The 23,912-nt window shown below is 70.0% G+C and carries 26 protein-coding genes; 7 read left to right on the forward strand and 19 right to left on the reverse strand.

Annotated elements, in window-relative coordinates; translation table 11 throughout:
• Nucleotides 1-6 precede the first annotated feature (6 nt).
• The 3 genes from ACRDNQ_RS15415 to ACRDNQ_RS15425 form a co-directional block, all read right to left on the reverse strand.
• Entirely contained in the window at nucleotides 7-921 is a 915-nt protein-coding gene (locus ACRDNQ_RS15415) for a carbohydrate ABC transporter permease (protein ID WP_431829577.1), read from the reverse strand.
• Between the two features lie 95 nt (nucleotides 922-1,016).
• Nucleotides 1,017-2,273: an ABC transporter substrate-binding protein gene (locus ACRDNQ_RS15420; protein WP_431829578.1), complete on the reverse strand. Its 1,257-nt coding sequence runs from the start codon at nucleotides 2,271-2,273 to the stop codon at nucleotides 1,017-1,019.
• Between the two features lie 35 nt (nucleotides 2,274-2,308).
• Nucleotides 2,309-3,202, reverse strand: coding sequence for an N-acetylmuramic acid 6-phosphate etherase (locus ACRDNQ_RS15425; RefSeq protein WP_431829579.1), 894 nt, complete (start codon nucleotides 3,200-3,202; stop codon nucleotides 2,309-2,311).
• 178 nt (nucleotides 3,203-3,380) lie between these two features.
• Between ACRDNQ_RS15425 and ACRDNQ_RS15430 the strand changes: the two genes are divergently transcribed.
• The 4 genes from ACRDNQ_RS15430 to nagA are packed head-to-tail and all read left to right on the forward strand — an operon-like array spanning nucleotide 3,381 to nucleotide 7,164.
• Nucleotides 3,381-4,229 (forward strand): glucosamine kinase nucleotide-binding domain-containing protein, encoded by an 849-nt coding sequence (locus tag ACRDNQ_RS15430; RefSeq protein WP_431829580.1) that lies wholly within the window; start codon nucleotides 3,381-3,383, stop codon nucleotides 4,227-4,229.
• Complete coding sequence (locus ACRDNQ_RS15435; protein WP_431829581.1) at nucleotides 4,226-4,984, forward strand: GntR family transcriptional regulator; 759 nt, start codon at nucleotides 4,226-4,228, stop codon at nucleotides 4,982-4,984. Before ACRDNQ_RS15430 ends, ACRDNQ_RS15435 begins: the two co-directional genes overlap by 4 nt.
• A 9-nt stretch (nucleotides 4,985-4,993) precedes the next feature.
• The gene (locus ACRDNQ_RS15440; RefSeq protein ID WP_431829582.1) at nucleotides 4,994-6,025 is read left to right on the forward strand and encodes an SIS domain-containing protein; all 1,032 of its coding nucleotides are present in this window, start codon (nucleotides 4,994-4,996) and stop codon (nucleotides 6,023-6,025) included.
• Nucleotides 6,022-7,164 carry an N-acetylglucosamine-6-phosphate deacetylase gene (gene nagA, locus ACRDNQ_RS15445; protein WP_431829583.1) on the forward strand — a complete coding sequence of 381 codons (1,143 nt, stop codon included), beginning with the start codon at nucleotides 6,022-6,024 and terminating at the stop codon, nucleotides 7,162-7,164. The genes ACRDNQ_RS15440 and nagA overlap by 4 nt, the downstream gene beginning before the upstream one ends.
• 19 nt (nucleotides 7,165-7,183) lie before the next feature.
• Here nagA and ACRDNQ_RS15450 read toward each other — a convergent pair whose 3' ends face one another.
• Nucleotides 7,184-8,332, reverse strand: a complete 1,149-nt coding sequence (locus tag ACRDNQ_RS15450) for an alpha-D-ribose 1-methylphosphonate 5-triphosphate diphosphatase (protein WP_431829584.1) — start codon at nucleotides 8,330-8,332, stop codon at nucleotides 7,184-7,186.
• 50 nt (nucleotides 8,333-8,382) lie between these two features.
• Between ACRDNQ_RS15450 and ACRDNQ_RS15455 the strand changes: the two genes are divergently transcribed.
• Nucleotides 8,383-9,063, forward strand: coding sequence for a DUF1045 domain-containing protein (locus tag ACRDNQ_RS15455; protein WP_431829585.1), 681 nt, complete (start codon nucleotides 8,383-8,385; stop codon nucleotides 9,061-9,063).
• Here the strand turns inward: ACRDNQ_RS15455 and phnN are convergent.
• From phnN to phnG, 7 genes are read right to left on the reverse strand one after another with little or no spacing between them, the layout of a single operon-like run.
• Complete coding sequence (gene phnN, locus ACRDNQ_RS15460) at nucleotides 9,030-9,590, reverse strand: phosphonate metabolism protein/1,5-bisphosphokinase (PRPP-forming) PhnN (RefSeq protein WP_431829586.1); 561 nt, start codon at nucleotides 9,588-9,590, stop codon at nucleotides 9,030-9,032. The genes ACRDNQ_RS15455 and phnN overlap by 34 nt on opposite strands.
• Nucleotides 9,587-10,267, reverse strand: a complete 681-nt coding sequence (gene phnL / locus ACRDNQ_RS15465; protein ID WP_431829587.1) for a phosphonate C-P lyase system protein PhnL — start codon at nucleotides 10,265-10,267, stop codon at nucleotides 9,587-9,589. The genes phnN and phnL overlap by 4 nt, the downstream gene beginning before the upstream one ends.
• Nucleotides 10,268-10,321: 54 nt before the next feature.
• Nucleotides 10,322-11,092: a phosphonate C-P lyase system protein PhnK gene (gene phnK, locus ACRDNQ_RS15470; RefSeq protein ID WP_431829588.1), complete on the reverse strand. Its 771-nt coding sequence runs from the start codon at nucleotides 11,090-11,092 to the stop codon at nucleotides 10,322-10,324.
• The gene (locus ACRDNQ_RS15475; RefSeq protein ID WP_431829589.1) at nucleotides 11,089-11,922 is read right to left on the reverse strand and encodes an alpha-D-ribose 1-methylphosphonate 5-phosphate C-P-lyase PhnJ; all 834 of its coding nucleotides are present in this window, start codon (nucleotides 11,920-11,922) and stop codon (nucleotides 11,089-11,091) included. The genes phnK and ACRDNQ_RS15475 overlap by 4 nt, the downstream gene beginning before the upstream one ends.
• On the reverse strand, nucleotides 11,919-13,007 hold the full coding sequence (locus ACRDNQ_RS15480; RefSeq protein ID WP_431829590.1) for a carbon-phosphorus lyase complex subunit: 1,089 nt from the start codon (nucleotides 13,005-13,007) through the stop codon (nucleotides 11,919-11,921). Before ACRDNQ_RS15480 ends, ACRDNQ_RS15475 begins: the two co-directional genes overlap by 4 nt.
• Nucleotides 13,007-13,573 carry a phosphonate C-P lyase system protein PhnH gene (gene phnH, locus ACRDNQ_RS15485; protein WP_431829591.1) on the reverse strand — a complete coding sequence of 189 codons (567 nt, stop codon included), beginning with the start codon at nucleotides 13,571-13,573 and terminating at the stop codon, nucleotides 13,007-13,009. The genes ACRDNQ_RS15480 and phnH overlap by 1 nt, the downstream gene beginning before the upstream one ends.
• Nucleotides 13,573-14,016 carry a phosphonate C-P lyase system protein PhnG gene (gene phnG / locus ACRDNQ_RS15490; RefSeq protein WP_431829592.1) on the reverse strand — a complete coding sequence of 148 codons (444 nt, stop codon included), beginning with the start codon at nucleotides 14,014-14,016 and terminating at the stop codon, nucleotides 13,573-13,575. The genes phnH and phnG overlap by 1 nt, the downstream gene beginning before the upstream one ends.
• A 99-nt stretch (nucleotides 14,017-14,115) precedes the next feature.
• Between phnG and phnF the strand changes: the two genes are divergently transcribed.
• Together phnF and ACRDNQ_RS15500 are read left to right on the forward strand one after the other, a co-directional pair.
• Nucleotides 14,116-14,868 carry a phosphonate metabolism transcriptional regulator PhnF gene (gene phnF, locus ACRDNQ_RS15495; protein ID WP_431829593.1) on the forward strand — a complete coding sequence of 251 codons (753 nt, stop codon included), beginning with the start codon at nucleotides 14,116-14,118 and terminating at the stop codon, nucleotides 14,866-14,868.
• A gap of 23 nt (nucleotides 14,869-14,891) precedes the next feature.
• Nucleotides 14,892-16,070, forward strand: a complete 1,179-nt coding sequence (locus tag ACRDNQ_RS15500; protein WP_431829594.1) for an alpha-D-ribose 1-methylphosphonate 5-triphosphate diphosphatase — start codon at nucleotides 14,892-14,894, stop codon at nucleotides 16,068-16,070.
• Between the two features lie 4 nt (nucleotides 16,071-16,074).
• Here ACRDNQ_RS15500 and ACRDNQ_RS15505 read toward each other — a convergent pair whose 3' ends face one another.
• The 8 genes from ACRDNQ_RS15505 to sucD all read right to left on the reverse strand — a co-directional run bounded on the left by ACRDNQ_RS15505 (nucleotide 16,075) and on the right by sucD (nucleotide 23,910).
• Nucleotides 16,075-16,692, reverse strand: coding sequence for an LbetaH domain-containing protein (locus ACRDNQ_RS15505; protein WP_431829806.1), 618 nt, complete (start codon nucleotides 16,690-16,692; stop codon nucleotides 16,075-16,077).
• A gap of 17 nt (nucleotides 16,693-16,709) precedes the next feature.
• Nucleotides 16,710-18,056, reverse strand: a complete 1,347-nt coding sequence (gene phnE / locus ACRDNQ_RS15510) for a phosphonate ABC transporter, permease protein PhnE (RefSeq protein ID WP_431829595.1) — start codon at nucleotides 18,054-18,056, stop codon at nucleotides 16,710-16,712.
• Nucleotides 18,053-18,925, reverse strand: a complete 873-nt coding sequence (phnE, locus tag ACRDNQ_RS15515) for a phosphonate ABC transporter, permease protein PhnE (protein ID WP_431829596.1) — start codon at nucleotides 18,923-18,925, stop codon at nucleotides 18,053-18,055. The genes phnE (ACRDNQ_RS15510) and phnE (ACRDNQ_RS15515) overlap by 4 nt, the downstream gene beginning before the upstream one ends.
• A 58-nt stretch (nucleotides 18,926-18,983) precedes the next feature.
• Nucleotides 18,984-19,901: a phosphonate ABC transporter substrate-binding protein gene (gene phnD, locus ACRDNQ_RS15520; RefSeq protein ID WP_431829597.1), complete on the reverse strand. Its 918-nt coding sequence runs from the start codon at nucleotides 19,899-19,901 to the stop codon at nucleotides 18,984-18,986.
• A 69-nt stretch (nucleotides 19,902-19,970) separates the two neighbouring features.
• A complete protein-coding gene (gene phnC, locus ACRDNQ_RS15525) occupies nucleotides 19,971-20,795 on the reverse strand; it encodes a phosphonate ABC transporter ATP-binding protein (RefSeq protein ID WP_431829598.1) in 825 nt (274 codons plus the stop codon).
• A gap of 108 nt (nucleotides 20,796-20,903) precedes the next feature.
• Entirely contained in the window at nucleotides 20,904-22,145 is a 1,242-nt protein-coding gene (locus tag ACRDNQ_RS15530) for a CoA transferase (RefSeq protein ID WP_431829599.1), read from the reverse strand.
• The gene (locus ACRDNQ_RS15535) at nucleotides 22,142-23,017 is read right to left on the reverse strand and encodes an HTD2 family dehydratase (protein WP_431829600.1); all 876 of its coding nucleotides are present in this window, start codon (nucleotides 23,015-23,017) and stop codon (nucleotides 22,142-22,144) included. Before ACRDNQ_RS15535 ends, ACRDNQ_RS15530 begins: the two co-directional genes overlap by 4 nt.
• On the reverse strand, nucleotides 23,014-23,910 hold the full coding sequence (sucD, locus tag ACRDNQ_RS15540; RefSeq protein ID WP_431829601.1) for a succinate--CoA ligase subunit alpha: 897 nt from the start codon (nucleotides 23,908-23,910) through the stop codon (nucleotides 23,014-23,016). The genes ACRDNQ_RS15535 and sucD overlap by 4 nt, the downstream gene beginning before the upstream one ends.
• Nucleotides 23,911-23,912 lie beyond the last annotated feature (2 nt).

Below are 23,912 nucleotides of genomic sequence, written 5' to 3' on the forward strand. Positions count from 1 at the left end.
CCCCCCTCAGAACTGGTAGCGCCGGATGCGCGTCTGGATCCCGAACAGGTAGATGCAGACGCCGATCAGGATGATCGCGAACATCGCCGTGGCAATCGCCGAGCCCATGTGCGGGTCGCCCAGTTGAAGCTGGAACCCGAAGAAGGTGCGGTAGAGGAAGGTGCCCAGGATGTCGGACGAAAAATTCGGCCCGGCCAGCGCGCCTTGCGCCGCATAAATCAGGTCGAAGGCGTTGAAGTTGCCCACGAAGGTCAGGATCGAGATGATCCCGATCGACGGCAGGATCAGCGGCAGCTTGATCTTCCAGAAGGCCGACAGGCCGGTGATGCCTTCGGTTTCGGCCGCTTCCAGGATCTCTTCGGGGATCGACAGGAGGGCGGCGTAGATCAGCATCATGGGGATGCCCACGAACTGCCAGACCGAGACCAGCGCCAGCGTCGTCAGCGCGTATTCCTCGCGCCCGAGCCAGGGCTGGAAAAGGCTTTTCAGGCCGACCGCGTCCAGCATCGAGGGCGCGATGCCCCAGATCGGCGACAGGATCAGTTTCCAGGCGAAGCCCACGATCACGAAACTCAGGATCGTCGGCACGAAGATGGCCGAGCGATAAAGCGCGGCGAAGCGCAGGCGCGGATGGCTCAGGATCGCGGCCAGTGCGATGCCGATGGGGTTCTGCACCAGCATGTGGATGAAGAAGAACCAGAAGTTGTTGCCCAGCGCGTTCCAGAACGACTCGGACCAGCGCGGATCGCCGAACAGCGTCTGGAAGTTCTGCAGGCCGACGAAGACGCGCTCTTGTCCGAACTCGGTGTAAAGAGCAAGCCGCAAGGTATTGAAAAGCGGGAAGATCATCACGGCCGTATAGACCAGCACCGCGGGTGCCAGGAACACGACGATGTGCCATTTGATCCGTGACTTGCGCATCTGCGATCCCTCACCGCTCGGCCCTCCCGATCGGGGCCGGTTCAAGGGCGCCCGGGCGAAGCCTTCGCCCGGGGCCATGTCAGGGTGCCGTCAGGTCACTGCTGCGGCGCGTACCAGGAGGCAAGGCCCTCCTGAAGGCGGGCGCCGGCGGCCTCGGGCGTCTCTTCGCCCTTGATCACCTGCGCCGAGGCGTTCCAGGTCTCGTTCTCGAGGTTCGGCGTGCCGCGTGACAGGATCTGGTAGGTCGAGCGGATCGTCGATTCGCAGTCGCCGCGCCAGGACACGAACTCCTGCGCCAGCGGGTCTTCCATCGGCACGTCGAAGTTCGAAAGCGAGAAGAAGCCCGGCAGGGCGTTCGCATAGATCGTCGCGAATTCCTCGGACGCGACCCAGCTCAGGAAGGTGCGCGCGGCCTCGGCATTGGGCGAAGCGGCGTTCAGGCCGATCGCGATGTCGGTGTGGTCCGAGATATAGCAGGTGTCGCCCGCGGCCTGGACCGGCGGCGGGAAGGCGCCCATCTCGAACTCGGCCAGCGCGTTGAAGCCCGAGATCTCCCAGCTTCCGGCCGGATAGATCGCGGCGCGGCCCAGCGTGAACAGGTTCTGGCTGTCGGGATAGGTCTGCGCCTCGAAGCCGTCGCCCAGGTATTCGCCCCAGCGCGCCAGCTGGCGGAAGGGGGCGACCCAGGCTTCGTCGGTCAGGCTTTGCTCGCCGGCGATCAGCGCCAAACGGCCCTCTTCGCCGTTCCAGTAGTTCGGGCCGATGTTGTTGTAGCCCATCGTGGCCGCTTCCCACTGGTCGTTTGTGCCCATCGCCATCGGGATGTAGGTGCCGTCGGCCTTGATCGCGTCGAGAACGGCGAAGAACTCGTCGACGGTCGTCGGCACTTCAAGGCCAAGCTCGGCGAAGGCGTCCTTGTTGTAGATGAAGCCGTGGATGACCGAGGCCATCGGCACGCAGAACGTGGCCGAGCCGTCGTCGGTCTGCCAGGCCGATTTCGCCACGTCCGAGAAGTTCTCCATTCCCGACAGGTCGGACAGGTCGGCCAGCTTGCCGGCCTCGTAAAGCGCCAGCGACGCGTCGAAGGGGCGGCAGGTGATCAGGTCGCCGGCCGAGCCCGCGTCGAGCTTCGAGTTCAGCACGGCGTTGTATTCCGCCGGGGCCGAGGGCGTGAACTGCACCTTGATGCCCGGGTGCGCGGCCTCGAAAGCCGGGATGATCTCGCTTTGCCAAAGCGTCAGGTCGTCGTTGCGCCAGCTTTCGATCGTCAGCGTGACGTCCTGCGCCGCGGCGGCGCCGGCGGTCAGCATGGTCGTGGCCAGAAGCACGGCCCCGAGGTTGCGGTTTCTCATGTCAGTCTCCCTTCTGCATTGGACAGGCCCGGCCTTCAGGCCGGAGATTTCACGCGGCCAAGCGCCGCGCGCAGGTTTCCCCCGGTTTGCTCCAGAACCCTCAGGGCGGCCGGAAGCTCCACCCCCAGGGCGATCATGACGGCAGGCTTCACCTCGCCTCCCGCCTCGTCAAGCGCGGATGCCGCGGCCTCGGGCCCGACCCCGGCGATGCGCGCCACGATGCCCGCCGCGCGGGCGCGCAGCTTGGCGTTGTCGGCGCGCAGGTTGACCATCATGCCGTCGTGGACATGACCCAGCGCCACGCCCACCAGCGTCGACAGGATGTTGAGCGCGGCCTTCTGCGCCGTCCCCGCCCCCATCCGGGTCGACCCGGCGAGGACCTCGGGCGGGGTCGGCAGGCAGACGGCGACGTCGGCGTGCGCGAAAAGCGGCGCGCCGGGCACGTTGGCGATGCAGATCGTTGCCGCGCCGCGCGCGCGGGCCGCTTCGGCGAAGCCCAGCGCATAGGGCGTCGATCCGCTGGCTGCCACGACGATGGCCGCGTCCCCGGCGCTCACGGCCCCGGCGGCGCTTGCCCCGGCGCCGGCGTCGTCCTCGGTGCCGCCCGGCATGGTCGCGTCCTGCGGCAGCCCGCCGGCCATGTGGATCAGAGCCCGCGCCGGGTCGATCCCGAAGGTGCCCGCAAGCTCCATCGCGTCGGCCCCCGCCATCAGGCCCGACGATCCGGCGCCGGCATAATGCACACGGCCCGCGCCCGACAGGCAGCGCGCGATCCGGCCCGAGGCTTCGGCCAGGGCGGGAAGCGCCCCGCGCACGGCATCAAGCGCGGCCATCTGCCCGTCCAGAAGGATCGCCGCGATCTCGGCCGGCGGCCGGGCGTCAAGCCCGGCTGCGGCGTCGTGCATCGCTTCGGTCCGGCGAATCTGCATCGAAATCCCCTTGCTGCCATCACCATACCTTTCTAATACCTCTTGTCCACCCGTTTCTGTTGTGGCCGCGGAATATCTGAGATTCATGGCTATTCCTGGCAGTTTTGCGCAAGTTCTGCTACCAATCCCGAAAATAGGTATTATAAAGGTATCAATGAACGAGTCGTGCGCAAACAGGATGATCGGCATCGACGGCGGGGGGTCCTCCTGCCGCTTCGCGCTGCTCGACGGCGGCGCGCGGATCGAGGTTTCGCTTGGCGCGGCCAATGCCTTTTCCGACCGCCCGGGCACCATCGCGACCCTGCGCGACGGGATCGCGGCGCTTGCCGCCCGCGCCGGGCTCACCCCCGACGACATCGCCGGCGCGCGCCTGCACGCGGGCCTGGCCGGCATCATGACGCCCGCCGACGCGGCCGAGGTCGCCGCCGCCCTGCCCGTTCGCACCGCCCGCGTCACCGACGACCGCCCGACCACGCTGCGGGGCGCGCTTGGCGGGGCCGAGGGCACGCTTGCGGCGATCGGGACGGGGTCCTTCTTCGGCCGTCAGGCGGCCGGCCGCACCGGTTTCATCGGCGGCTGGGGCTTCCGGCTGGGGGACGAGGCGTCGGGCGCCTGGATCGGGCGCGCGCTTCTTGCCGCGACGCTTCACGCCGTCGACGGCGTGCGGCCGCGCACCGGCCTTGTCGACGCCACGCTGGCTGATTTCGGCAACAATCCCGCGGCCCTCGTCACGGCGGCGCAGGGCTTCGCCCCGCGCGACTTTGCGGCCTTCGCCGCCCGCGTGGTCGAGGCCGGCCTGCAGGGCGACCCGCTTGCCGAAGAGTTGATGCGCGAAGGCGCCGACTGGATCCTGAAGGCCGCCGCCGCCCTTGGCTGGCGGCGGGGCGAGGCGCTGTGCCTGACCGGCGGGCTTGGGCCGCATTACGCCCGCGTCCTTGACGCCGACGTGGTCGCGCCCAGGGGCACCGCCGTTGACGGCGCGCTGGCGCTTGCCGCCGATCTTCCGCGCGGCGGGGACGCGCCATGACCGTCACCGAGTACCTGCGCCCCGAACACTGGCGCCGCGAGGCCGAGGGCCCGCGCTACGTGCAGCTTCGCAAGCGGATCGAAGAGGCGATCGAGACCGGCGTGCTCTTGCCCGACGCGCCGCTTCCCCCCGAACGCGAGATCGCCGCCCTGACCGACCTCAGCCGCGTCACCGTGCGCAAGGCGATCCAGGAGCTTGTCGACCGTGGCCTTGTCGTGCAGCGGCAGGGATCGGGGTCGTTCGTGCGCGAGCGTCCGCTTCGCGTCGAACAGTCCCTGTCGCGGCTCACCTCGTTTTCCGAGGACATGGCCCGGCGCGGCCTGACCTCGACTTCGACCTGGCTCGAAAAGGGGATCTTCGTCCCCTCGCCCGACGAGGTCGTGGCGCTGGCGCTATCGTCGGGCGACGGGGTGTCGCGCATCACTCGCCTGCGCGAGGCCGGCGGCCGGCCCATGGCGATCGAGCGCGCGTCGCTTCCCGTCGACCTTCTGCCTGATCCCGAGGCGGTCACCCGGTCGCTTTACGAGGCGCTCGAACGCGACGGCAACCGACCGATCCGCGCGATCCAGAAGATCTCGGCCATCAACCTCGACGACGACACCGCCGCCCGCCTTGGCGTGCCTCCGGGCGCGGCGGGCCTGAAGATCGAGCGCACGTCCTACCTGCCGTCCGGCCGCGTGGTCGAATTCACCCGCTCGATCTATCGCGGCGATGCCTACGACTTCGTGGCGGAACTCCGCCTTCCTCCTGCCTGAGAGCTGCCGATGACCCCTGTCCAATCCCAGATGCGCACCGAAATCGCCGAAATCCCCGAGGCGGTCGAGCGCCTGCTGAGCAGGGGCAATGCGGCCATCGTGGCGGCGGCGGCCGAGGTGGCCGCGCGCAATCCGCGCTTCGCCGTGACCGTGGCGCGCGGATCGTCGGACCACATCTGCACCTACCTCAAATACGCCGCCGAAATCCTTCTGGGCGTGCCCGTCGCCTCGGTCGGGCCGTCGGTCGCCTCGCTCTATCACGCGCCGCTCAGGCTTCAGGGCGCGCTTTGCCTGACCGTGTCGCAATCGGGCAAAAGCCCCGACATCGTCGCCATGGCGCGCGCGGCCGCACAGGACGGCGCGCTGACGGTGGCCATCACCAACGATCCGGCCTCGCCGCTTGCGCAGGTGTCGGACCATGTCCTCGACATCCACGCGGGCCCCGAGAAAAGCGTGGCCGCGACCAAGACCTTCGTGACCTCGGCCGTCGCCGGCCTGATGCTGCTGGCCCACTGGAAGGGGGATGCCGCGCTTCTTGCCGCGCTTGCCGACCTGCCCGACCGGCTGTCCAGGGCCGTCGCCGTCGACTGGGCGGCGATGCGCGCGGGCCTGACCGGCAAGGAGTCGCTTTACACCCTTGGCCGCGGCCCGGTCTGGGCGATCTCGAACGAGGCGGCTCTGAAGTTCAAGGAAGTCTGCCAGATCCACGCCGAAAGCTATTCCTCGGCCGAGGTGCTGCATGGCCCGGTCTCGATCGTGGGCGAAGGCTTCCCGGTGATCGCCTTCGCCGCCGCAGACGCCGCGGAAGAGGCGCTGGCCCAGACCGCCGACCGGATGGCCGCGACGGGCGCCACCGTCTTTGCCACGACCGACCGCGTCCAGACCGCGACCCGGCTGGCCCATGTCCGCGCCGGGCACCCGCTTCTCGACCCGATCTGCCTGATCGCCAGTTTCTATGCCAACGTCGAACGGCTGGCCGTGGAACGCGGGATCGACCCCGACACCCCGCGCCACCTGCGCAAAGTGACGGAGACGCTGTGACCGCCCCCCTTGCCCTGACCGGCGCCGCCGTCTTCGACGGCGACCGCCTGCTGGCCCGCCACGCGGTCGTGCTGGGCGACGGCGTCGTCACCGAGGTCGTCCCCGAGGACGCCCTGCCCCCCGCGATGGACCGGCTGCCCCTGCCGGGCGGCACCCTGTCGCCCGGCTTCGTCGACCTTCAGGTGAACGGCGGCGGCGGCGTGATGTTCAACGAAGCGCCCAGCGTGGGCACCCTGCGCACCATCGCCGAAGCCCACGCCCGGCTCGGCGCGACCTCGATCCTGCCCACGCTGATCACTGACCGGGCCGACGTCACCGCCGCCGCCATCGCCGCCGCGATCGACGCGGTGGCCCGGGGCGTGCCGGGCATCGCGGGGCTGCACCTTGAAGGGCCGCACCTGTCGGTGGCGCGCAAGGGCGCGCATGACCCGGCCCTGATCCGCCCGATGGACGACGCGGACCTCGCCCGCCTGGTCGACGCGGCCGCGCACCTGCACGCGCTGATGGTGACGGTCGCGCCGGAATCGGTGAACCCGCAGCAGGTTGCGGCACTGGCCGGTGCGGGCATCCGCGTCTCGCTGGGCCATACCGACTGCGGCTTCGACGATGCGGTGGCCGCCGCCCATGCCGGCGCGGTCTGCGTCACGCATCTGTTCAACGCGATGAGCCAGCTTGGCAACCGCGAACCCGGCGTGGTCGGCGCGGCCCTTGCCACACCGGGGCTGTCGGCCGGCCTCATCGCCGACCTGATCCATGTCCACCCCGAGGTGATCCGCGCGGCGCTTGCCGCCAAGCGCGGGCCGGGCCGCGTCTTCCTTGTCAGCGACGCCATGGCGACGGCAGGCTCGGACATCGCCCACTTCACGCTGAACGGCCGCCGGATCGAGCGGCGCGACGGGCGGCTGACACTGGCCGACGGCACGCTTGCCGGGGCCGACCTCGACCTGGCCACGGCGGTGCGCAACATCGCAGGCCTTGGCGTGGCGCCGGAAACGGCGCTTGCGATGGCCACGACGATCCCCGCCGACCTGATCGGGCGCGAGGCGCGGCTTGCGCCGGGCGCGCCGGCGGACGTCCTGCATCTGAACGACGACGGGGCGCTGACAGCCGTCTGGCAGGGCGGGCGGCGGATCGTCTGACGGCGCCGACGCCGCCCCCTCAGGCCACTCGGCGTCCGTGGCTCCAGGTGGCCAGCGGAATCGGAACGCCGCCGGGCCCGCGCCGGAACCGCAGAAGGTCCGCGCGTCGGCCTTCGGCGATCTTGCCCCGGTCGGTCAGGCCCACGCTTTGCGCGGGCGTCCGCGTCACCGTGGCGATCCCGCGCGGCAGGTCGCCCCACAGATCGCCCAGCTGCACCGCCGCCAGCAGAAGCGAGGACGGCACATAGTCCGACGACAGGATGTCGAGCGCGTCGCGCTCGGCCAGCGTCCGGGCCGCCACGTTGCCCGAATGCGACCCGCCGCGCACAAGGTTCGGCGCCCCCATGATCACGTCGATGCCTGCGGCGACACAGGCTCCAGCCGCCTCTTCGGTCGTCGGAAACTCGGCGATTTCGACCCCGTGGCCCTGCGATACGCGCACCTGCGCTTCGGTGGTGTCGTCGTGGCTGGCCAGCACCGCGCCATAGCGGCGCGCCGCCGCCACTGCCTCGGCCTCGTGCAGCGCGCCCAGGCGTTCGCGCAGGGTCGTCAGGCGGATCACGTAATTGTCGAACTCGGGCTGGGTCAGCCCGTGCTTGCCCATCATGTAGTCGGCGTATTTCCCCAGGTTCGAGAACTGCCGCTGCCCCGGCGTGTGATCCATGAGCGACACGATGCCCACGCGGTCCTCGGGCCCGAACTCGCCCAGCTCCTCGACCAGCGTCTCGGAACAGACCTCGGCGCGCAAGTGCAGGTGATGGCTGATCCGCAGCGCGCCCGCCGCCCGCATCGCCAGGATCTCGTCGGCCAGGCTGCGGGCATAGCGGTTGTAGCCCTTGCCGGTCTCCGAGACGATCGAGCCGACCCGAAGCGCGTCGAAGACCGTGGTGATGCCGGTGCTGGCCAGTTCGGCGTCATGGGCGCTGATCGCGGCGTGGTGCGGCCAGTCCACCCGGGGCCGGGGGGCGATATGCCGCTCGAGGTTGTCGGTGTGCAGCTCGATCAGCCCCGGCGCAAGGTAGTCGCCGCCCAGGTCCTCGCCCCCCTTCGGCACCCCGGCGCCGGGCTCGACCGCCGCGATCGTGCCGTCGCGGATCAGCAGGCTTCCCGTCACCACCTCGTCGCCCAGAACCAGCGCGGCATTGGCAAGGATCGTCTCGTCTGTCATCTGCCTGTCATTCCCGTCTGCAAGGGACGCCGAAACACCCCGGAGGCGCCATGATCTTCCGCCGCTACGCCGTCTATTACACGCCCCCGCCCGGGCCGCTGGCCGAGTTCGGCGCGGCCTGGCTGGGCTGGGACATCGCGCGGGGACGCGCCGTGCCGCAGGCGCCCGCCGACCTGGCGGCCCTGCCCCGGCTGACCGAGACGCCGCGCCGCTATGGCTTTCACGCCACGATCAAGCCGCCCTTCGCGCTGGCCGCCGGCACCGAACCCGGGGCGCTTGGCACGGCGGTCGAGGCGCTTGCCCGCACCCTGCCCCCGGCCCGTGCCGCGGGGCTGCGCCTGTCGCGCATCGGCGCCTTCCTCGCGCTGGTCCCCGAGGGCGACAACACGGCCATCGACGCACTTGCCGCCGCCGTCGTCACCGGCCTCGACACCTTCCGCGCGCCGCCGTCCGAGGCCGACCTGGCGCGCCGCCGCGCCGCCGGCCTTTCCCCCGTCGAAGAGGCAAACCTGATGCGCTGGGGCTATCCCTACGTCCTCGACGCGTTCCGCTTCCACATGACCCTGTCCGGGGCGCTCGCCGACGCGGAGGCCGCCGAAGTCGAGCACGTCCTGCGCCCGCGGCTTGCGGGGGTCCTGCCCCGCCCCTTCGTCATCGGGGACATCACCCTTGCGGGCGAAGATGCCGAGGGGCGCTTTCATGAACTGAGCCGCCACGCGCTGTCGGGGTAAAGCGCGGCCAGCACCCTGGCCACGGTCGCCTCGACCGGCCCGTCGTTCGACACGCGGATCACGTCATCGCCTGCGACTTCATAGGCCCCGGCCCGCGCCAGCCGCCCGGCCACGTCCCCGGCGCTCTCGCGTCCCCGCGCGGCCAGCCGGGCGGCCAGAACGGCCGGACCCGCGGTCAGCGCCAGAACCGCCATCCCGGGAAAGACAGACCGTGCCCGGTCGAGGACCCCGCGCGACAGGTTGGCGACCGCGTCCTGCCCGGCGCCCAGAACCCCGTGCACCCCGGCGGGAATCCCATAGGCCAGGCCATGCGCGCGCCAGGACAGCGCATAGGCGCCCGCCGCCTCGGCCGCTGCGAACTCGGCCCGGCTCAGCGCCTCGAAGTCTTCTCCGACCGCCGCCGCCTCGCGCGTGATCGCGCGCCGCACCCGGAAGAGATCCGGCCGCGCGGCGCAAAGGCCGGCGATCACCGTGTCCTTGCCGACGCCCGAAGGCCCAACCACCGCGACGAGGCGCCCGGCCGTCATGCCGCCACCGGCGTGAAGCGGCCGACATCGACCTCGCGGTCGGCCACGCGCGCCCGCGCGCCTTCGTCGTGGAAGATGCCCACGATCGCCGCGCCGCGGGCCTTGGCCTCGTCGATCAGCGCCAGCACGGTCTCGCGGTTGGCGGCGTCAAGGCTCGCCGTCGGCTCGTCCAGAAGCAGCGCCGGATAGCCATGCACGAACCCGCGGGCGATGTTCACGCGCTGCTGCTCGCCGCCCGAAAAGGTCGTGGGGCTGAGCGCCCAAAGCGTCTCGGGGATGCGCAGCCGCGTCAGCAGCGCCGCCGCCCGCTGACGGGCCTCATCCGGTGGCACGCCCACCGCAAGCGCCGGCTCGGCCACGACATCAAGCGTCGGCACGCGCGGGACCACGCGCAGGAACTGGCTGACATATCCAAGGGTTGTTCGCCGCAACTCAAGCACCGCGCGCGGCTGGGCCCGGGCCACGTCGACCCCGCCCACCACGATCCGCCCCGCGGCGGCAAGATAGTTGCCATAGATCATGCGCATCAACGTCGACTTTCCCGCCCCCGACGGCCCGATCAGCGCCACGCACTCGCCGGGCGCGACCGACAGGCCCGCACCCTCCATCACCCGGATCACGGCCCCGCCCTGGTTCACCAGCCGGAAGGTCTTGGCCACACCCTCGATCTCGATCATGGTCGTCTTCTCTTCTCAAGTACTCCGGGGGTGCGGGGGCGGCGCCCCCGCGTCTCACGCCTGCAAGACGCTCGACACAAGCAATTGCGTATAGCCGTGCTGGGGGTCGTCCAGCACCTGGTCGGTCAGCCCGGCCTCGACGACCCGCCCCGCCTTCATCACCATCAGCCGGTGCGCCAGTAGCCGAACCACGGCCAGATCATGCGTCACCACGATCGCCGACAGGCCCATCTCGCGCACGAGGCCGCGCAGAAGGTCCAGAAGCCGCGCCTGAACGCTGACGTCCAGACCGCCCGTGGGCTCGTCCATGAACACAAGGCGCGGCCCGCTGACCAGGTTGCGTGCGATCTGAAGCCGCTGCTGCATCCCGCCCGAGAAGCTCGTGGGCCGGTCGTCCACGCGGTCCTCGGCGATCTCGACACGTCCCAGCCAGTCGATTGCGGTGGCGCGGATCTGTCCATAGTGGCGCGCGCCCACGGCCATCATCCGCTCGCCCACGTTGCCGCCCGCGCTGACGCCCATGCGCAGCCCGTCGCGGGGGTTCTGGTGGACGAAGGCCCAGTCGGTGCGGCCCAGCATGCGCCGCTCGGCCTCCGACATCGCCAGCGTATCGCGCGGCCCCTCGGCGCGGGTGTCGAACAGGATGCGCCCGTCGTCAGGGCGAAGATGGCCCGCCAGGCAATTGAGAAGCGTGGACTTTCCCGACCCGCTTTCACCGACGATCCCCATGACCTCGCCCGGCCAGAGATCGAAGCTCACGTCCGCGCAGCCGATCCGCGCGCCATAGCGCCGGGTCAGCCCCTCGACCTGCAAGAGCGGGGTCATGCGGCCTCCTCGCGCGTCGCGCGGCAGAAATCGGTGTCGGAACAGACGAACATGCGGGTGCCGTCGTCGTCGACGATCACCTCGTCGAGATAGCTCGCCGTCGATCCGCACAGCGCGCAGGGATGGTCGGCCTTCGAGGGCTCGAAGGGGTGGTCCTCGAAGTCGAGGCTGACCACCCTAGTATGGGGCGGCAGGGCATAGATCCTCTGCTCGCGCCCCGCGCCGAACAACTGGATCGCCGGGCAGTCCGACAGCTTCGGGTTGTCGAACTTGGGGATGGGCGAAGGATCCATGACATAGCGCCCCTCGACCTTGACGGGATAGGCGTAGGAGGTGGCGATCGCCCCGTGCCGGGCGATGTCCTCGTAAAGCCGAACATGCATCAACCCGTAGTCCTCCAGCGCATGCATCGTCCGCGTCTCGGTCTCGCGCGGCTCGAGAAAGCGCAGGGGTTCGGGGATCGGCACCTGGTAGACAAGGATCTGGTCTTCGGTCAAAGCCGTCTCGGGGATGCGGTGGCGGGTCTGGATCACGGTGGCCTCGGCCGTGGCCTCGGTCGTGGCGACACGGGCGGTCTTTTCGAAGAACTTGCGGATCGACACCGCGTTCGTCGTGTCGTCCGCGCCCTGGTCGATGACCTTGAGCCGGTCCTCCGGCACCAGCGTCGCCGCCGTCACCTGCACGCCGCCCGTGCCCCACCCGTAGGGCATCGGCATCTCGCGGCTGGCGAAGGGGACCTGATAGCCCGGGATCGCCAGCGCCTTGAGGATTGCGCGGCGGATCATCCGCTTGGTCTGTTCGTCAAGATAGGCGAAGTTGTAGTCGGTCATTCCGCCGCCTCCTGCATCCCGTCCTGCATCGCCTCGCGCCGCAGCTTCCGGATCAGTTCAAGTTCGGACTGGAAGTCCACGTAATGCGGCAGCTTTATGTGCTCGAGAAATCCGGTCGCCTGGATGTTGTCGGCGTGGTAAAGCACGAACTCGGCGTCCTGCGCCGGAACGCCGGCGAACTCCTCGCCAAGTTCGTCCCAGCGCAGCGCGCGGTCGACAAGACTCATCGAGATGGCCTTCCTCTCGGACTGCCCGAAGACCAGACCGTAACCCCTTGTGAACTGTGGAGGTTCCGTCTTCGATCCTGTGAACTGGTTGACGGTTTCGCATTCGGTCAGCTCGACCTCGCCGATGTCGACAGCAAAGCCCAGTTCGGGGATCTCCATCCCGACCGCGACCCGGCCGATCCGAAGCTCGCCCACGAAGGCATGCGTCCGGCCATAGCCGCGCTGCGTCGAATAGGCCAGCGACAGGAGAAACCCCTCGTCGCCGCGCGCCAGCGCCTGAAGCCGCAGCGGCCGGTCGGCCGGCAGCTCAAGGGGCTCGCGCGTCAGGTCCCCCGGCTGAACCCCGGATGGAACTTCGTCCTGTATCAGGCCTTCACGGTTGAGAAATTCGACGACATGGGGTGTCGGTTCGCGGCGCGGATCGGCCTTGGGCGCGTGCGGCACCTCGCCCTCCGCCGCCAGCGCAAAATCGAGAAGGCGGTGCGTATAGTCGAAGGTCGGCCCCAGCACCTGCCCGCCCGGCACGTCCTTGAAGGTGGCGCTGATCCGCCGGTCGCAGGCCATGGCGCCGGTATCCACAGGATCCGAGGCGCCGAAGCGCGGCAGCGTCGTGCGATAGGCGCGGATCAGGAACACCGCCTCGATCAGGTCGCCACGGGCCTGCTTGATCGCCAGCGCGGCAAGGTCGGGGTCGTAAAGCGAGCCCTCGGCCATCACCCGGTTCACGGCCAGCGTCATCTGCTCGCGGATCTGCGCCACGCCCAGTTCCGGCACCGAGGGATCGCCGCGCCGTTCCTCGGCCAGCCAGGCGTGGGCATTCTCGATGGCGCGTTCGCCGCCCTTCGTCGCGACATACATCAGGCGGTCACTTTCGTGGTGCGCGGCAGGGCGGCCACCCGGTCGCCCGCGGTGAAGAAGAAATCGAGGCCCAGCGGAAAAAGCCGGGCGTTGGCCGCGAAGGCGGCGGCCTCGGGAAGCCCGAGCCGCGCCGCGCCGTCGATCCCCGGTCCGGTCAGGGTGGCGCCCGCGGCCTCAAGCCGGTCGACCTCGACGATCAGCGTGGCCGACCGGTCGGGGTATTCGGCGGTGCCCGGCCGATAATCCGACAAGGGCAGAAGCGCGTCCCACGTGCCAAGGGCGAAGACCGCGTCGGCGCGCCCCACCAGCGGCGCGCCGGTGTGAAAGGCGATCCAGTCGCGGACCCCGTCCCGGTCGTGCGAGGGGGCAAGGAACAGCCCCGTGTCGGGGTCGCACAGCGTCAGGATCAGCGTGCCCGCCGCCACCGACAGCGGCGCGGGCGGGCGCGCGCCCGACAGGGTCTCGATCCGGCCCGGCCGGGCCAGCGCCGTCATCGCCGCGCGAAAGGCCCGCGCGGCCTCGATCGGCGCCTCCGCGAATCCGCCTTCCAGTGCCGTCGCCTGCATCAGTCGTCCCCCCGGACCATGGTGAAGAAGTCGACCTTGGTCGCCGCCGCCCTGGCCGCGCGCGCGTCCTTCGCCCGGGTCTGGGCGGCTGCAAGCGGCGCGACCAGGCGCGCCTCGACCTCGGCCGCGCGGGGCGACTGCATCAGCGCGTCGGCAATGGCGGCGCGACGGGCCTTCTCGCGGCTGCGGCCCTGGACATAGGCATGCCCGACCTCGCCCGTGGCCAGCCGCAGCGAACAGCGCGTCACCGTCATCTCGCCCAGGTTGAAGGCGGCGCCCGTTCCCCCGGCGCGCCCACGCACCATGACTGTCCCGACCTCGGGCGCGCGCAGCCAGTCGAAGGCGGGCTCGGCGCCAAGATCGGGCCAGAGACGGTCCAGCGCGGCTTCGGGCGCCTTCGCGAGAACGCCCATCCATCTTTGCCGTGGGGTCTGGTCGGTCATGTCTCGACACCTTGCGGGGTTGTCTAATTGACTATACAACTAGACAAATCATTACCCGAACCGGCCGGATCGGGCAAGTCGTCCAGAGGTGAAGTTTTGATGACAGGCGCCCGCACGCCGCTGTGGCAATCCATCGCGACCGCCCTGTCGAACGAAATCGCGGCAGGCCATTACGCGCTTGGCGACCGGCTGCCGACCGAGGCGGTGCTGTCGGCCCGCTTCGGGGTGAACCGCCACACCCTGCGCCGCGCGCTGGGCGACCTGGCCGAACGGGGGCTGGTGCATTCACGCCGGGGCTCGGGCGTGTTCGTGGCGGCAAAGCCCACCGACTATCCCCTTGGACGCCGCGTGCGTTTCCACCGCAACCTTCGGGCCGCCGGGCGGCTTCCGGGCAAGGCGATCCTGGCGACCGAGACGCGCGCGGCAAACGCGGACGAGGCCCGCGCGCTGGCCCTGCCCACCGGCGCAATGGTGCATGTCCACGACGGCCTGTCGCTGGCCGACAGCCAGCCCATCGCCGTCTTCCGCAGCGTCTTTCCCGCCGCGCGTTTTCCCGATCTGCCGACCGCGCTTCACGACGAAGGCAGCGTGACCGCGGCGCTCGCGCGCTTCGGGGTCGCAGACTATACCCGCGCCTCGACGCGGCTCAACGCCGTGACCGCCACGCCCACCCAGGCGCTGCACCTGCGCATCCGCGAGGGCGCACCGGTCCTGCGCACCACCGGCATCAACGTGGACAGCGACGGCAGGCCCGTGGAATATGGCACCACCTGGTTCGCGGGCGACCGGGTGACGATCACGCTCGACCCCGAGGCCGAGGGGCGTCATGGTTCTGTCACCGAAGCGGACTAGGTCAGCCCGAAACAGGAGAACCCATGCCGCTTCCCCCGCCCCTTCGCCTGACCGGCGCGCAGGTCCTGCGCGACGGCGCATTGCGCGACGCCGACCTCGCGCTGGCCGAGGGCATCATCGTCGAGGGACCGGGGGCCGAGGTCGACCTGTCGGGCTTTCTTGTCCTGCCCGGCATCGTCGACCTGCACGGCGACGGGTTCGAACGCCACATCGCCCCCCGCCCGACCGCCCCCTTCGACAAGGCGCGCGCGCTGCGCTCGGCGGCGGCGGAACTGGCGGCGAACGGCGTCACCACCGCCTGGCTGGCGCAAAGCTGGAGCTGGGAGGGCGGCTTCCGCGCGGGCAGCTTCGCCGAGGACCTGATGGCCGCGCTCGACGCGGCGCGCGACTACCTCCTGCCGGACGTGCGTCTCCAGATCCGTCTCGAGACGCATGTGGTGCCGGAACACCCGGCAGTCCTTGCCGCCATCGACCGGCACGGCATCGACTATGTGGTCTTCAACAACCACCTGCCCGAAGCCCTTGAGATCGCGTCGGGCCGTCCCGACCGCTTCGCCGCCTGGGCCGCGCAGCACGGCCGCGGCGCGGACGAGCACATGGGCTATGTCCGCCGCGCGCTGGAACAGGAGGCCGAGGTGCCGCGCGCGCTGACCGCCCTTGCCGCACGGCTGAGCGAACGCGGCGTGCGCCTTGGCTCGCACGACGACGGCGACGCGGCGACGCGGGCCTTCTACCGGGGCATCGGCGCCCATGTCTGCGAGTTTCCGACCACGGTCGCGGCGGCGCAGGCCGCCCGCGCCGCGGGCGAACCGGTTCTGATGGGCGCGCCGAACGTGGTGCGCGGCGGCAGCCAGTCGGGCAACATCGGCGCCGAGGCACTGGTGGCCGCGGGCCTTTGTGACGCACTTGTGTCGGATTACTACTACCCGGCGCTGGCGCAGTCCGCCTGGCACCTAGCGGACGCAGGCACCCTGCCTTTCGCAGTGGCCTGGCAGGCGATCTCGACCGTGCCGGCGCGGGTGGCGGGCCTGTCCGACCGCGGCGTCCTGACCCCCGGCGCGCGCGCCGATGTGGTGGTCATCGACCCCGAGACGCGCCATGTCGAGGCGACCTTCGCCGCCGGGCGCATCGCGCATCTGAGCGGGCGGGCCGCGGCGCGCTTCCTGGCGTCGCGCGCGGCGGCGGCGCTGGCGGCGGAGTGACTGCCTAGCCTTCGTATTTCTCGAGGAATTCCTCGGCCTTGAGGCTGCGGAAATCGTGCAGCGTCTCGCGCAGGCGGTCGTGGCTCCAGTCCCACCAGGCCAGCGCGACCAGCCGCTCGGCGATGGCCGGGGGCTGGCGGTCGCGCAGCTTCACCGCGGGCGTGCCGGCGACGATCGCGTAAGGGGCGACGTCCTTCGTCACGATCGCCCCCGAGGCCACGACCGCGCCGTGGCCCACCGTGACGTCGGGCTTGATCTGCGCGGCATGACCGATCCAGGTGTCGTGCCCGATGGTCGCGCGACGCGCGCGGCGGCGGGCGAACCAGTCGGCGTCGTCGGTCACGTCGTCCCAGTAAAGCGCCGAGCGGTACATGAAGTGGTGCAAGCTCGCCCGGTCGAGCGGATGGTCCGTCGCCCCGATCCGCACGAAGGCCGCGATGTTGGCGTGCTTGCCCACGTCGGCATTGGCGATGTCGCAGTAGCGGTCGCAGTAGGAGTAATCGCCGATCACGGCGTGGGCGATGCGGCTGCCCTTGCCGATCTCCACATAGCGGCCGAAGCTCGCGTCGACGATATCGCAGTCGACATGGACGAAGGGACTATCGGGCGTGAGGCGCGGCATGGCACGGTCCGAAAGGATCACTGCCCCGCATCCGTGCCCTTGATCAGGCGCCGGCGCAAGAGGCCCGACAGCCAGTCCATCGCGACCACCATGAGCACGATGAGAACGATGTAGTAGGTGACCTCTTCCCAGTCCTTCTGGGTCTGCATCGCCTGGGTCAGGAACAGCCCGATCCCGCCGCCGGTGATCGCGCCGATGATCGTGGCCGAGCGGGTGTTCGATTCGAAGTAGTAAAGCACCTGGCTGAGCAGCACCGGCGTCACCTGCGGGATCACCCCGAAGCGATAGCGCTGCACCGCGCTTGCGCCGGTGGACTGCACGCCCTCGATCTGCTTCTGGTCCACGTTCTCGAGCGCTTCGGAAAAGCTCTTTCCGAAGCCGCCCACGTCGGTGATCAGGATGGCAAGCGTCCCGGTCAGCGGTCCGGGGCCGAAGGCGCGGGCCAGGATGATCGTCCAGATCAGCCCGTCGACCCCGCGCACGAAGTCGAAGACCCGCCGGACCCCAAAGCGCACCGCGACCAGGGGCGCGAAGTTCTTCGCGGCCAGGAAGGCCAGCGGCAGCGCCACGATGGCCGCGCCGAAGGTGCCGAGGAAGGCCATCAGCACCGTCTCGCCCATGGCCCAGGCGACGTCGCCGTGCCGCCACATCGCGTTGGTCCAGAAATCCTGGGCCGCGCCGGCCCAGTTCGTGCGCCCGGCGTCAAGCTGTGGGCCGAAAAGGATCTGGAAGGCCGACTTGCCGCTATAGGGGCTGTCGAGCATGAACCAGAACTGCTCCCAGCCGAAGGAATACTTGAAGACCTCGGCCTTCGAGCGGGTGAAGCTGACCCGGCCGGCGTCGGTGGTGATGTCGATCCGCGCGGCCGAGGCGCTGATCCAGTCGGGCATCCCCCCGGGCGCCAGATCGGACAGGTTCGACACGATCTCGCGCCCGTCCAGCGCGATCTCGACCGGGCCGAAGTCGGGGATGTCGTAGCGCAGCGCATGCCCGGGCAGGAAGCGTATGACGTGGCCGTCGTCAAGATCGACGGTCACGACATCGTCCTGCAGCGTGGCCCAGTCGGGGATCTGGCCCTCGGGATAGCGCCCTTTGGCCTCGCCCTCGATGGCGAAGCTCACCTCGCCCGAACGGTTGTCGCGCGTCACGTGCGTCTTGTAGCTGTAGCTGTCGGCGACAAGGATACGGGCGTTGTCCATGCGGGCGCGGTCGACCAGCCCCGGCACGTCGAAGGCGAAGACGATGTAGGCGAGATACGCCAGGATCACCACCGGCACGGCCAGCGCCGTCCGCCGCTTGGCGCCGATCAGGGCGATGGCCTGGGCGTGCAGGTCGCGCGGCGGGTTGGTGGTGGCGGTGGTCATGGGGCGCTCCCGTGGACAAGCCTGTTGCGGAAGTGGCTCGACACCTGGTCGAAGACGACGATCGTCAGGAACAGCAGGATGAAGATCGCCGCCGCCTCGTCGAACTTGCCCATGCCGAAGGTCATCGAGTTGCGCAGCTCGTACCCGATGCCGCCCGCGCCAACGAAGCCCAGGATGGCCGAGGCGCGGATGTTGATCTCGAACCGCATCAGCGCGTAGCTGAGGTAGTTGGGCGCCACTTGCGGCATCACCCCCAGAAGCATCCGCTGCGCCCAACTGGCGCCCGTGGATTGCAGCCCCTCGACGGGCTTGAGATCGGCGTTCTCGGCCACTTCGGAGAACAGTTTGCCCATCGCGCCGGCGGTGTGGATGGCGATGGCGATCATCGCCGGCACCGGACCGCCGCCCAGCACGAAGATCAGCACCAGCGCGATCACGATCTCGGGGAAGGCGCGCTGCACGTCCATGATCCGCCGCCAGAGCGGGATGAGCGCCGGCCAGGGCGCCAGTCCGCGCGTGCCCAGAAGCGACAGGATCAGCCCGCCGATCACGCCCAGAAGGGTCGAGACGGCGGCGATGTTGATCGTCTCGATCAGGGGCGGCAGGTAGCGGACCAGAAGCGCCGGCATGTCTGCGCGGTCGGCCCAGGCTTCGGCGATCACACCGGCGGGGAAGTCGAAGACCCGGTGCAGCCCGTCCCAGAAGCCGCCCGCGTTGCGCGCGTCGACCACCTGGAAGCCCAGGATCATCGCCACCACGAACAGCAGAAGCGTCAGCCCGCCGTAAAGGCGCTTGCGCCGGACAAGCTCCATGTAATGCCCATGGGCATCGTGGGGCAGCGCGGCGCGGCTTGCGGTGATCTCGGCCATGGGTCCTCGGAAAACGAAGGCGCGGCCCCGCCGGGCGGGGCCGCGCAGGAAGGGGGCCTCAGCCGCCGATTTCGCGGCGGCGGATCTCGATGATCGTCTCGTAGGCGTCGTGGCCGATCGGCGTGAACCCGGCCGTCTCGCCCGCCGCGACGCCGTAGGCACAATCGGGGTCGGTGGCGTGCAGGTTCGCCGTCAACTCGACCATCTTCGCCTTCACGTCCTCGGGCAGCGCCTTGCGCAGCACGATCGGGCCTTCGGGGATCGGTTTCGATTTCCAGATCTCGACCAGTTCGTTCATGTCGACGAGGCCCGCGTCGACCGCGCGGCGCAGGGCGCCCGAATTGTAGCCGTCTTCCCATTCGCCCAGACCGTCGGCCCAGGTCACGCCCGCGTCGATGTCGCCGTTGAACACCGCGACGATGGTCTGCTCGTGGCCGCCGGTGAACTTGACCTCGCCGAAGTAGTCGCCCGACTCCATCGAGGCGCCGGTCGCCTCGGGGATCTCGACCGAGGGGATCAGGTAGCCCGAGGTCGAGTTCGGATCACCGAAGCCGAAGACCTTGCCCTTGACGTCGGCAAGCGAGGTGATGCCCGAATCCGCCCGCGCGAAGCCGATCGAATGATAGGTGAAGGACCCGTCGAGATTGGTCTTCACCAGCACCGGTTCGACCGCCTCGGGGTCCTCGACATAGACCGCGGCATAGGCCGAGGCGCCAAGCCAGGCCATGTCGAGCGTGCCGCCGATCAGGCCCTGTATCACGCCGTTGTAGTCGGCCGCGGTGAACAGCCGCGTCGGCACGCCAAGCAGTTCTTCGGTGTAGGCGCGGAAGCATTCGTTCGACGCAAGGCGGTCCTGCGCGTTCTCGCCGCCAAGAAGGCCGATGCGGAATTCGGTGATCTCCTGGGCAGAGACCGGTGCGGTCAGGGTCGCGGTCAGGGCCGTCGTGGCCATCGCGGCAGCGATCAGTCGGTTCATGGTCGTCCTCTTTCTCGGGTTGCAGAAGTCCCGGAGGCCGCGCCCCCGGCGACGGGAAATTCGCAGGGCTCAGGTGCCGGCTTCGACGGCGCGGATCAGGCGCTGGGCCGGGGTTTCAAGCGTTTCGATGGCAGTCGAGGTGGCGGCCTCGCTGAAGGATGCGTCGGCGCCGTAGATGTCGCGGGCGACGCCTGTGGTCAGCTGCGCGGGCGTGCCGTCGAAGACGACGCGCCCATCGCGCATCCCCACGACCCGGTCGCAGTACCGACGCGCGGTGTCGAGCGTGTGCAGGTTCGCCACGACCATGCGCCCGTCTTCCTCGTGGATGCGGCGCAGGTCGTCCATCACGATCTGCGCGTTCATCGGGTCGAGCGAGGCGATGGGTTCGTCGGCCAGCACGATCCTGGGGTCCTGCATGATGGCGCGGGCGATCGCCACGCGCTGCTGCTGGCCGCCTGACAGCGCCTCGGCGCGCTTGGGCGCGTGCTCGGCGATGCCAAGACGCTCGAGGATGTCGATGGCGCGACGGATGTCCTCGTCGGGGTAAAGGTTGAACATCGCGGCCAGCGTCGAGCGGCGGTTCAGCGTGCCGTGAAGCACGTTCGACACCACGTCGAGCCGGGGAACGAGGTTGAACTGCTGGAAGATCATCGCGCAATCGGACTGCCAGCGGCGCACGGCGGCGCCCGTCAGGGCGGTCACGTCCTGCCCCTCGAAGAGGATCCGGCCCTCGGTCGCGTCGGTCAGTCGGTTGATCATGCGCAGAAGGGTCGACTTCCCCGCGCCCGAACGGCCGATGATGCCCAGCATGATCGGCCGGTCCACGGCGATCGTCACCCGGTCGACGGCGGCCTTTTGACCAAATCGCTTGGTCAGCGCATCGATGTGCAGCATGCGGTCCCCCTTGCGGTCCCGGGGTGGGTACCGGCAGGGGCACACGGTTTCTTGACGCTTCGGCGAAAGTTTTGTGACGGCGGCGGCGGGCCGCCGCCGGCCCGCGCCTCAGGACGCGAGGCGGCGCGGGGTGTTCGGTTCGGCCACGATCCCGGCGTCGAACAGCGCGGCGATCGCGTGGCTTGGCAGACGGGCGACGTCGGCCAGGATTTCCTCGGTGTGCTCGCCCAGGCGCGGGGCGCGCACCGGCGCCTCGCGCGGGAGGGCCGAGAAGCCAAGGGGCGAGCCCGGCACGAGGTAGCGCCCTATCCCGGGCTGGTCGATCTCGGAAAAGACCGGGTTCCGGGTCGACAGGTCGGGGTCTTCGGCCAGCGCCTGGGCGAAGCTGCGGAAGACCGACCAGGTGACGCCGGCGGCGTCGAAGTCGGCCGCAAAGTCGTCGACGCGGCGCACCGCGAACCAGGGCGCGAGGATTTCCGTGATCCGCGCCCGCGCTTTCCAGCGTGCGCCCTCGTCGGCGAGGTCGAGCTTCAGGTCCCGGCCAAGCGCCGCCATGGCCTCGGCCGTGCCAGTGACCTTGACAAGCCCCGCCCATTGCCGGTCGGTCAGGCCGATCACCATGACCCGCCGCCCGTCGCGGCACAGGAAATCCTGCCCGTAGGCGCCGTAAAGCGCGTTCCCGGCCTTGGGCCGGTCGACGCCGTTCACCGCGACCTCGCCGATGATGCCGAGGTTGCCCAGCATCGCCGCCGCCACGTCCTTGAGCGTCAGCACCGCCTCCTGCCCCTGCCCCGTCCGCAGACGGTGCCGTTCGGCGGCCAGAAGCGCGCTGACCACCATGTTGCCCGCAATACAGTCCCAGGCCGGCAGCACATGGCAGACCGGGTCGGCCGAGCCCTCGGGCCCTGTCGCGGCGGGAAAGCCCACCGCGGGGTTCACCGTGTAGTCGACCGCCGGGCGCCCGTGCCGGTCGCCCAGAAGCGTCACCATGCACAGGTCCGGGCGGCGGGCCGACAGCGTGGCATGGTCCATCCACCCCTTGACCCGCAGGTTCGTCAGGAACAACCCCGCGTCGTCGCCGGGGGCGGTAATGATCTCGGTGATGATTTCGCGTCCGCGGGGGTCTTTCATGTCGATCGCGATCGACCGCTTGCCCTTGTTGAGGCCGGCCCAGAACAGGCTTTGCCCCGAGGCGGTGACCGGCCAGCGCCCGGCGTCAAGCCCGCCCTCCAGCCGGTCGAAGCGGATCACGTCCGCGCCCATCTGCGCCAGCGTCATGCCGGCCAGCGGAACGGCGACGAAGGCCGAGCCTTCGACCACGCGCATGCCCTTGAGGATGCCGCCGCTCATGCGTCCCACTCCAGCCGGGCCTGCATGCCCTGGTGTCCGCTTGCGGCCGCGGTGCACAGCTCGGCCGCGCCCTCGCCCGGCACGCGGGTGCCGATCAGGCGCAGGTCCTGGTCGTGGAACATCGGATGCACCCCCTTGAAGCGGAAGCGGCGCGGCGTCGCGCCGAAATGGCGGCAGGCGGCCTCGATCAGAAGCGTGGCCTGCATCGGCCCATGCACGACGAGCGCGGGGTATCTCTCGATCTCGCGCGCATAGGGCAGATCGTAATGGATGCGGTGGGCGTTGAAGGTGGCCGCCGAATAGCGGAACAGCCGCGCCTCGGTCATCGGCACGGTCTCGTCGAAGTCGGCCGCCCGGGGCGCGGGGATCGCCTTCGGCGGGCGGAAGCGGTCGGGGATGTCGAGATAGACGATGTCCTGCTCTTCACTGATGCGGCCCTCGGCCCCCTCGATGTCGTGGCCCACGCGCACGAAGACCATCGGGCCGGTGGCCCCCTCCTTTTCGGTAATCGCCAGAAGTTCCGAACGGCGGTGCAGCACCTCGCCCACGGTCAGCCGGCCCTCCCAGGTCAGCTTGCCGCCCGCCCACATCCGCCGCGCATAGGGCAGCGGCGGCAGGAAGCCGCCAAGCGCCGGGTGCCCGTCGGCGCCCAGCCCCGCCATCGGCACGAACTCGGGGAAGGCCACCCAGTGCCAGAGCGGCGGCATCGGCGCGCCGGGGGTCAGGTCGCGCGCGGCCGCCAGCGGATGCGACAGCGTCGCCCCCAGCATCCCCGCGAATTCCGGCGTAAGCGCCCCTTCGCGCGTCTCGACCCGGCCGACCCAGACCTGCGGGTCGGCCTCGTCCTCGGGAAAGGCGTTCCGCTCGATCATGCCGCGGCCTTGCGCCCCAGCACGGCCGCCATCGTCGCGCCCATGGCCGAAGGATTGGGCGCCACGGTGATGCCCGCCGCGCTGAGCAGTTCGACCTTTTCCTGCGCACTTTCCCCGAAGGCCGAGATGATCGCGCCCGCGTGCCCCATCTTGCGGCCCTTAGGCGCCGACAGGCCGGCGACATAGGCCACCACGGGCTTCGTCATGTGGTCTCGGACGAAGGCCGCGGCCTCGGCCTCCTGCGGGCCGCCGATCTCGCCGATCATCATCACCGCGTCGGTGCCCGGATCGGCCTCGAACAGTTCGAGGATGTCGCGGAAACTCGATCCGTTGATCGGGTCGCCGCCGATGCCCACCGAGGTCGAGACGCCGATCCCCAGCGCCTTCATCTGGCTGGCCGCCTCGTAGCCCAGCGTGCCCGACCGGCCGACGATGCCGACGCGGCCCGGCATGTAGATATGCGGCGGCATGATGCCCATGAAGCCCTTGCCCGGGCTGATCACGCCGGCGCAGTTCGGGCCGATCAGGCGCATCTTCCTGTCGCGCGGATAACGGCGCAGGAAGCGCTTGACGCGCATCATGTCCTGCGCGGGAATGCCGTCGGTCACGCAGACGGCGGTGCGGATGCCGGCGTCGGCGGCCTCCATCATGGCGTCGGCGGCGAAGGGCGGCGGCACGAAGATCAGGCTGGCCTCGGCGCCGGTGGCCTCGACCGCCTGGCGCACGGTGTCGAAGAGCGGGCGGTTCAGCACAGTTCCGCCGCCCTTGCCGGGGGTGACGCCGGCCACGACCTTCGTGCCCGCCTCGATCATCTCCTGCGCGTGGAACTGGCCGATCCGGCCGGACATGCCCTGCACGAGGACCTTCGTCGTCTCGTCGATCAGAATTGCCATGA

This window comes from Saliniferula longa, from assembly GCF_050789285.1.
Lineage (GTDB): Bacteria > Pseudomonadota > Alphaproteobacteria > Rhodobacterales > Rhodobacteraceae > CAVPWP01.

Coding starts and splice junctions, on each gene's coding strand:
- ACRDNQ_RS15415 (WP_431829577.1), bottom strand. CDS start 921: ATGCGCAAGTCACGGATCAAATGGCACATCGTCGTGTTCCTGGCACCC.
- ACRDNQ_RS15420 (WP_431829578.1), bottom strand. CDS start 2,273: ATGAGAAACCGCAACCTCGGGGCCGTGCTTCTGGCCACGACCATGCTG.
- ACRDNQ_RS15425 (WP_431829579.1), bottom strand. CDS start 3,202: ATGCAGATTCGCCGGACCGAAGCGATGCACGACGCCGCAGCCGGGCTT.
- ACRDNQ_RS15430 (WP_431829580.1), top strand. CDS start 3,381: ATGATCGGCATCGACGGCGGGGGGTCCTCCTGCCGCTTCGCGCTGCTC.
- ACRDNQ_RS15435 (WP_431829581.1), top strand. CDS start 4,226: ATGACCGTCACCGAGTACCTGCGCCCCGAACACTGGCGCCGCGAGGCC.
- ACRDNQ_RS15440 (WP_431829582.1), top strand. CDS start 4,994: ATGACCCCTGTCCAATCCCAGATGCGCACCGAAATCGCCGAAATCCCC.
- ACRDNQ_RS15450 (WP_431829584.1), bottom strand. CDS start 8,332: ATGACAGACGAGACGATCCTTGCCAATGCCGCGCTGGTTCTGGGCGAC.
- ACRDNQ_RS15455 (WP_431829585.1), top strand. CDS start 8,383: ATGATCTTCCGCCGCTACGCCGTCTATTACACGCCCCCGCCCGGGCCG.
- phnN (WP_431829586.1), bottom strand. CDS start 9,590: ATGACGGCCGGGCGCCTCGTCGCGGTGGTTGGGCCTTCGGGCGTCGGC.
- phnL (WP_431829587.1), bottom strand. CDS start 10,267: ATGATCGAGATCGAGGGTGTGGCCAAGACCTTCCGGCTGGTGAACCAG.
- phnK (WP_431829588.1), bottom strand. CDS start 11,092: ATGACCCCGCTCTTGCAGGTCGAGGGGCTGACCCGGCGCTATGGCGCG.
- ACRDNQ_RS15475 (WP_431829589.1), bottom strand. CDS start 11,922: ATGACCGACTACAACTTCGCCTATCTTGACGAACAGACCAAGCGGATG.
- ACRDNQ_RS15480 (WP_431829590.1), bottom strand. CDS start 13,007: ATGTATGTCGCGACGAAGGGCGGCGAACGCGCCATCGAGAATGCCCAC.
- phnH (WP_431829591.1), bottom strand. CDS start 13,573: ATGCAGGCGACGGCACTGGAAGGCGGATTCGCGGAGGCGCCGATCGAG.
- phnG (WP_431829592.1), bottom strand. CDS start 14,016: ATGACCGACCAGACCCCACGGCAAAGATGGATGGGCGTTCTCGCGAAG.
- phnF (WP_431829593.1), top strand. CDS start 14,116: ATGACAGGCGCCCGCACGCCGCTGTGGCAATCCATCGCGACCGCCCTG.
- ACRDNQ_RS15500 (WP_431829594.1), top strand. CDS start 14,892: ATGCCGCTTCCCCCGCCCCTTCGCCTGACCGGCGCGCAGGTCCTGCGC.
- ACRDNQ_RS15505 (WP_431829806.1), bottom strand. CDS start 16,692: ATGCCGCGCCTCACGCCCGATAGTCCCTTCGTCCATGTCGACTGCGAT.
- phnE (WP_431829595.1), bottom strand. CDS start 18,056: ATGACCACCGCCACCACCAACCCGCCGCGCGACCTGCACGCCCAGGCC.
- phnE (WP_431829596.1), bottom strand. CDS start 18,925: ATGGCCGAGATCACCGCAAGCCGCGCCGCGCTGCCCCACGATGCCCAT.
- phnD (WP_431829597.1), bottom strand. CDS start 19,901: ATGAACCGACTGATCGCTGCCGCGATGGCCACGACGGCCCTGACCGCG.
- phnC (WP_431829598.1), bottom strand. CDS start 20,795: ATGCTGCACATCGATGCGCTGACCAAGCGATTTGGTCAAAAGGCCGCC.
- ACRDNQ_RS15530 (WP_431829599.1), bottom strand. CDS start 22,145: ATGAGCGGCGGCATCCTCAAGGGCATGCGCGTGGTCGAAGGCTCGGCC.
- ACRDNQ_RS15535 (WP_431829600.1), bottom strand. CDS start 23,017: ATGATCGAGCGGAACGCCTTTCCCGAGGACGAGGCCGACCCGCAGGTC.
- sucD (WP_431829601.1), bottom strand. CDS start 23,910: ATGGCAATTCTGATCGACGAGACGACGAAGGTCCTCGTGCAGGGCATG.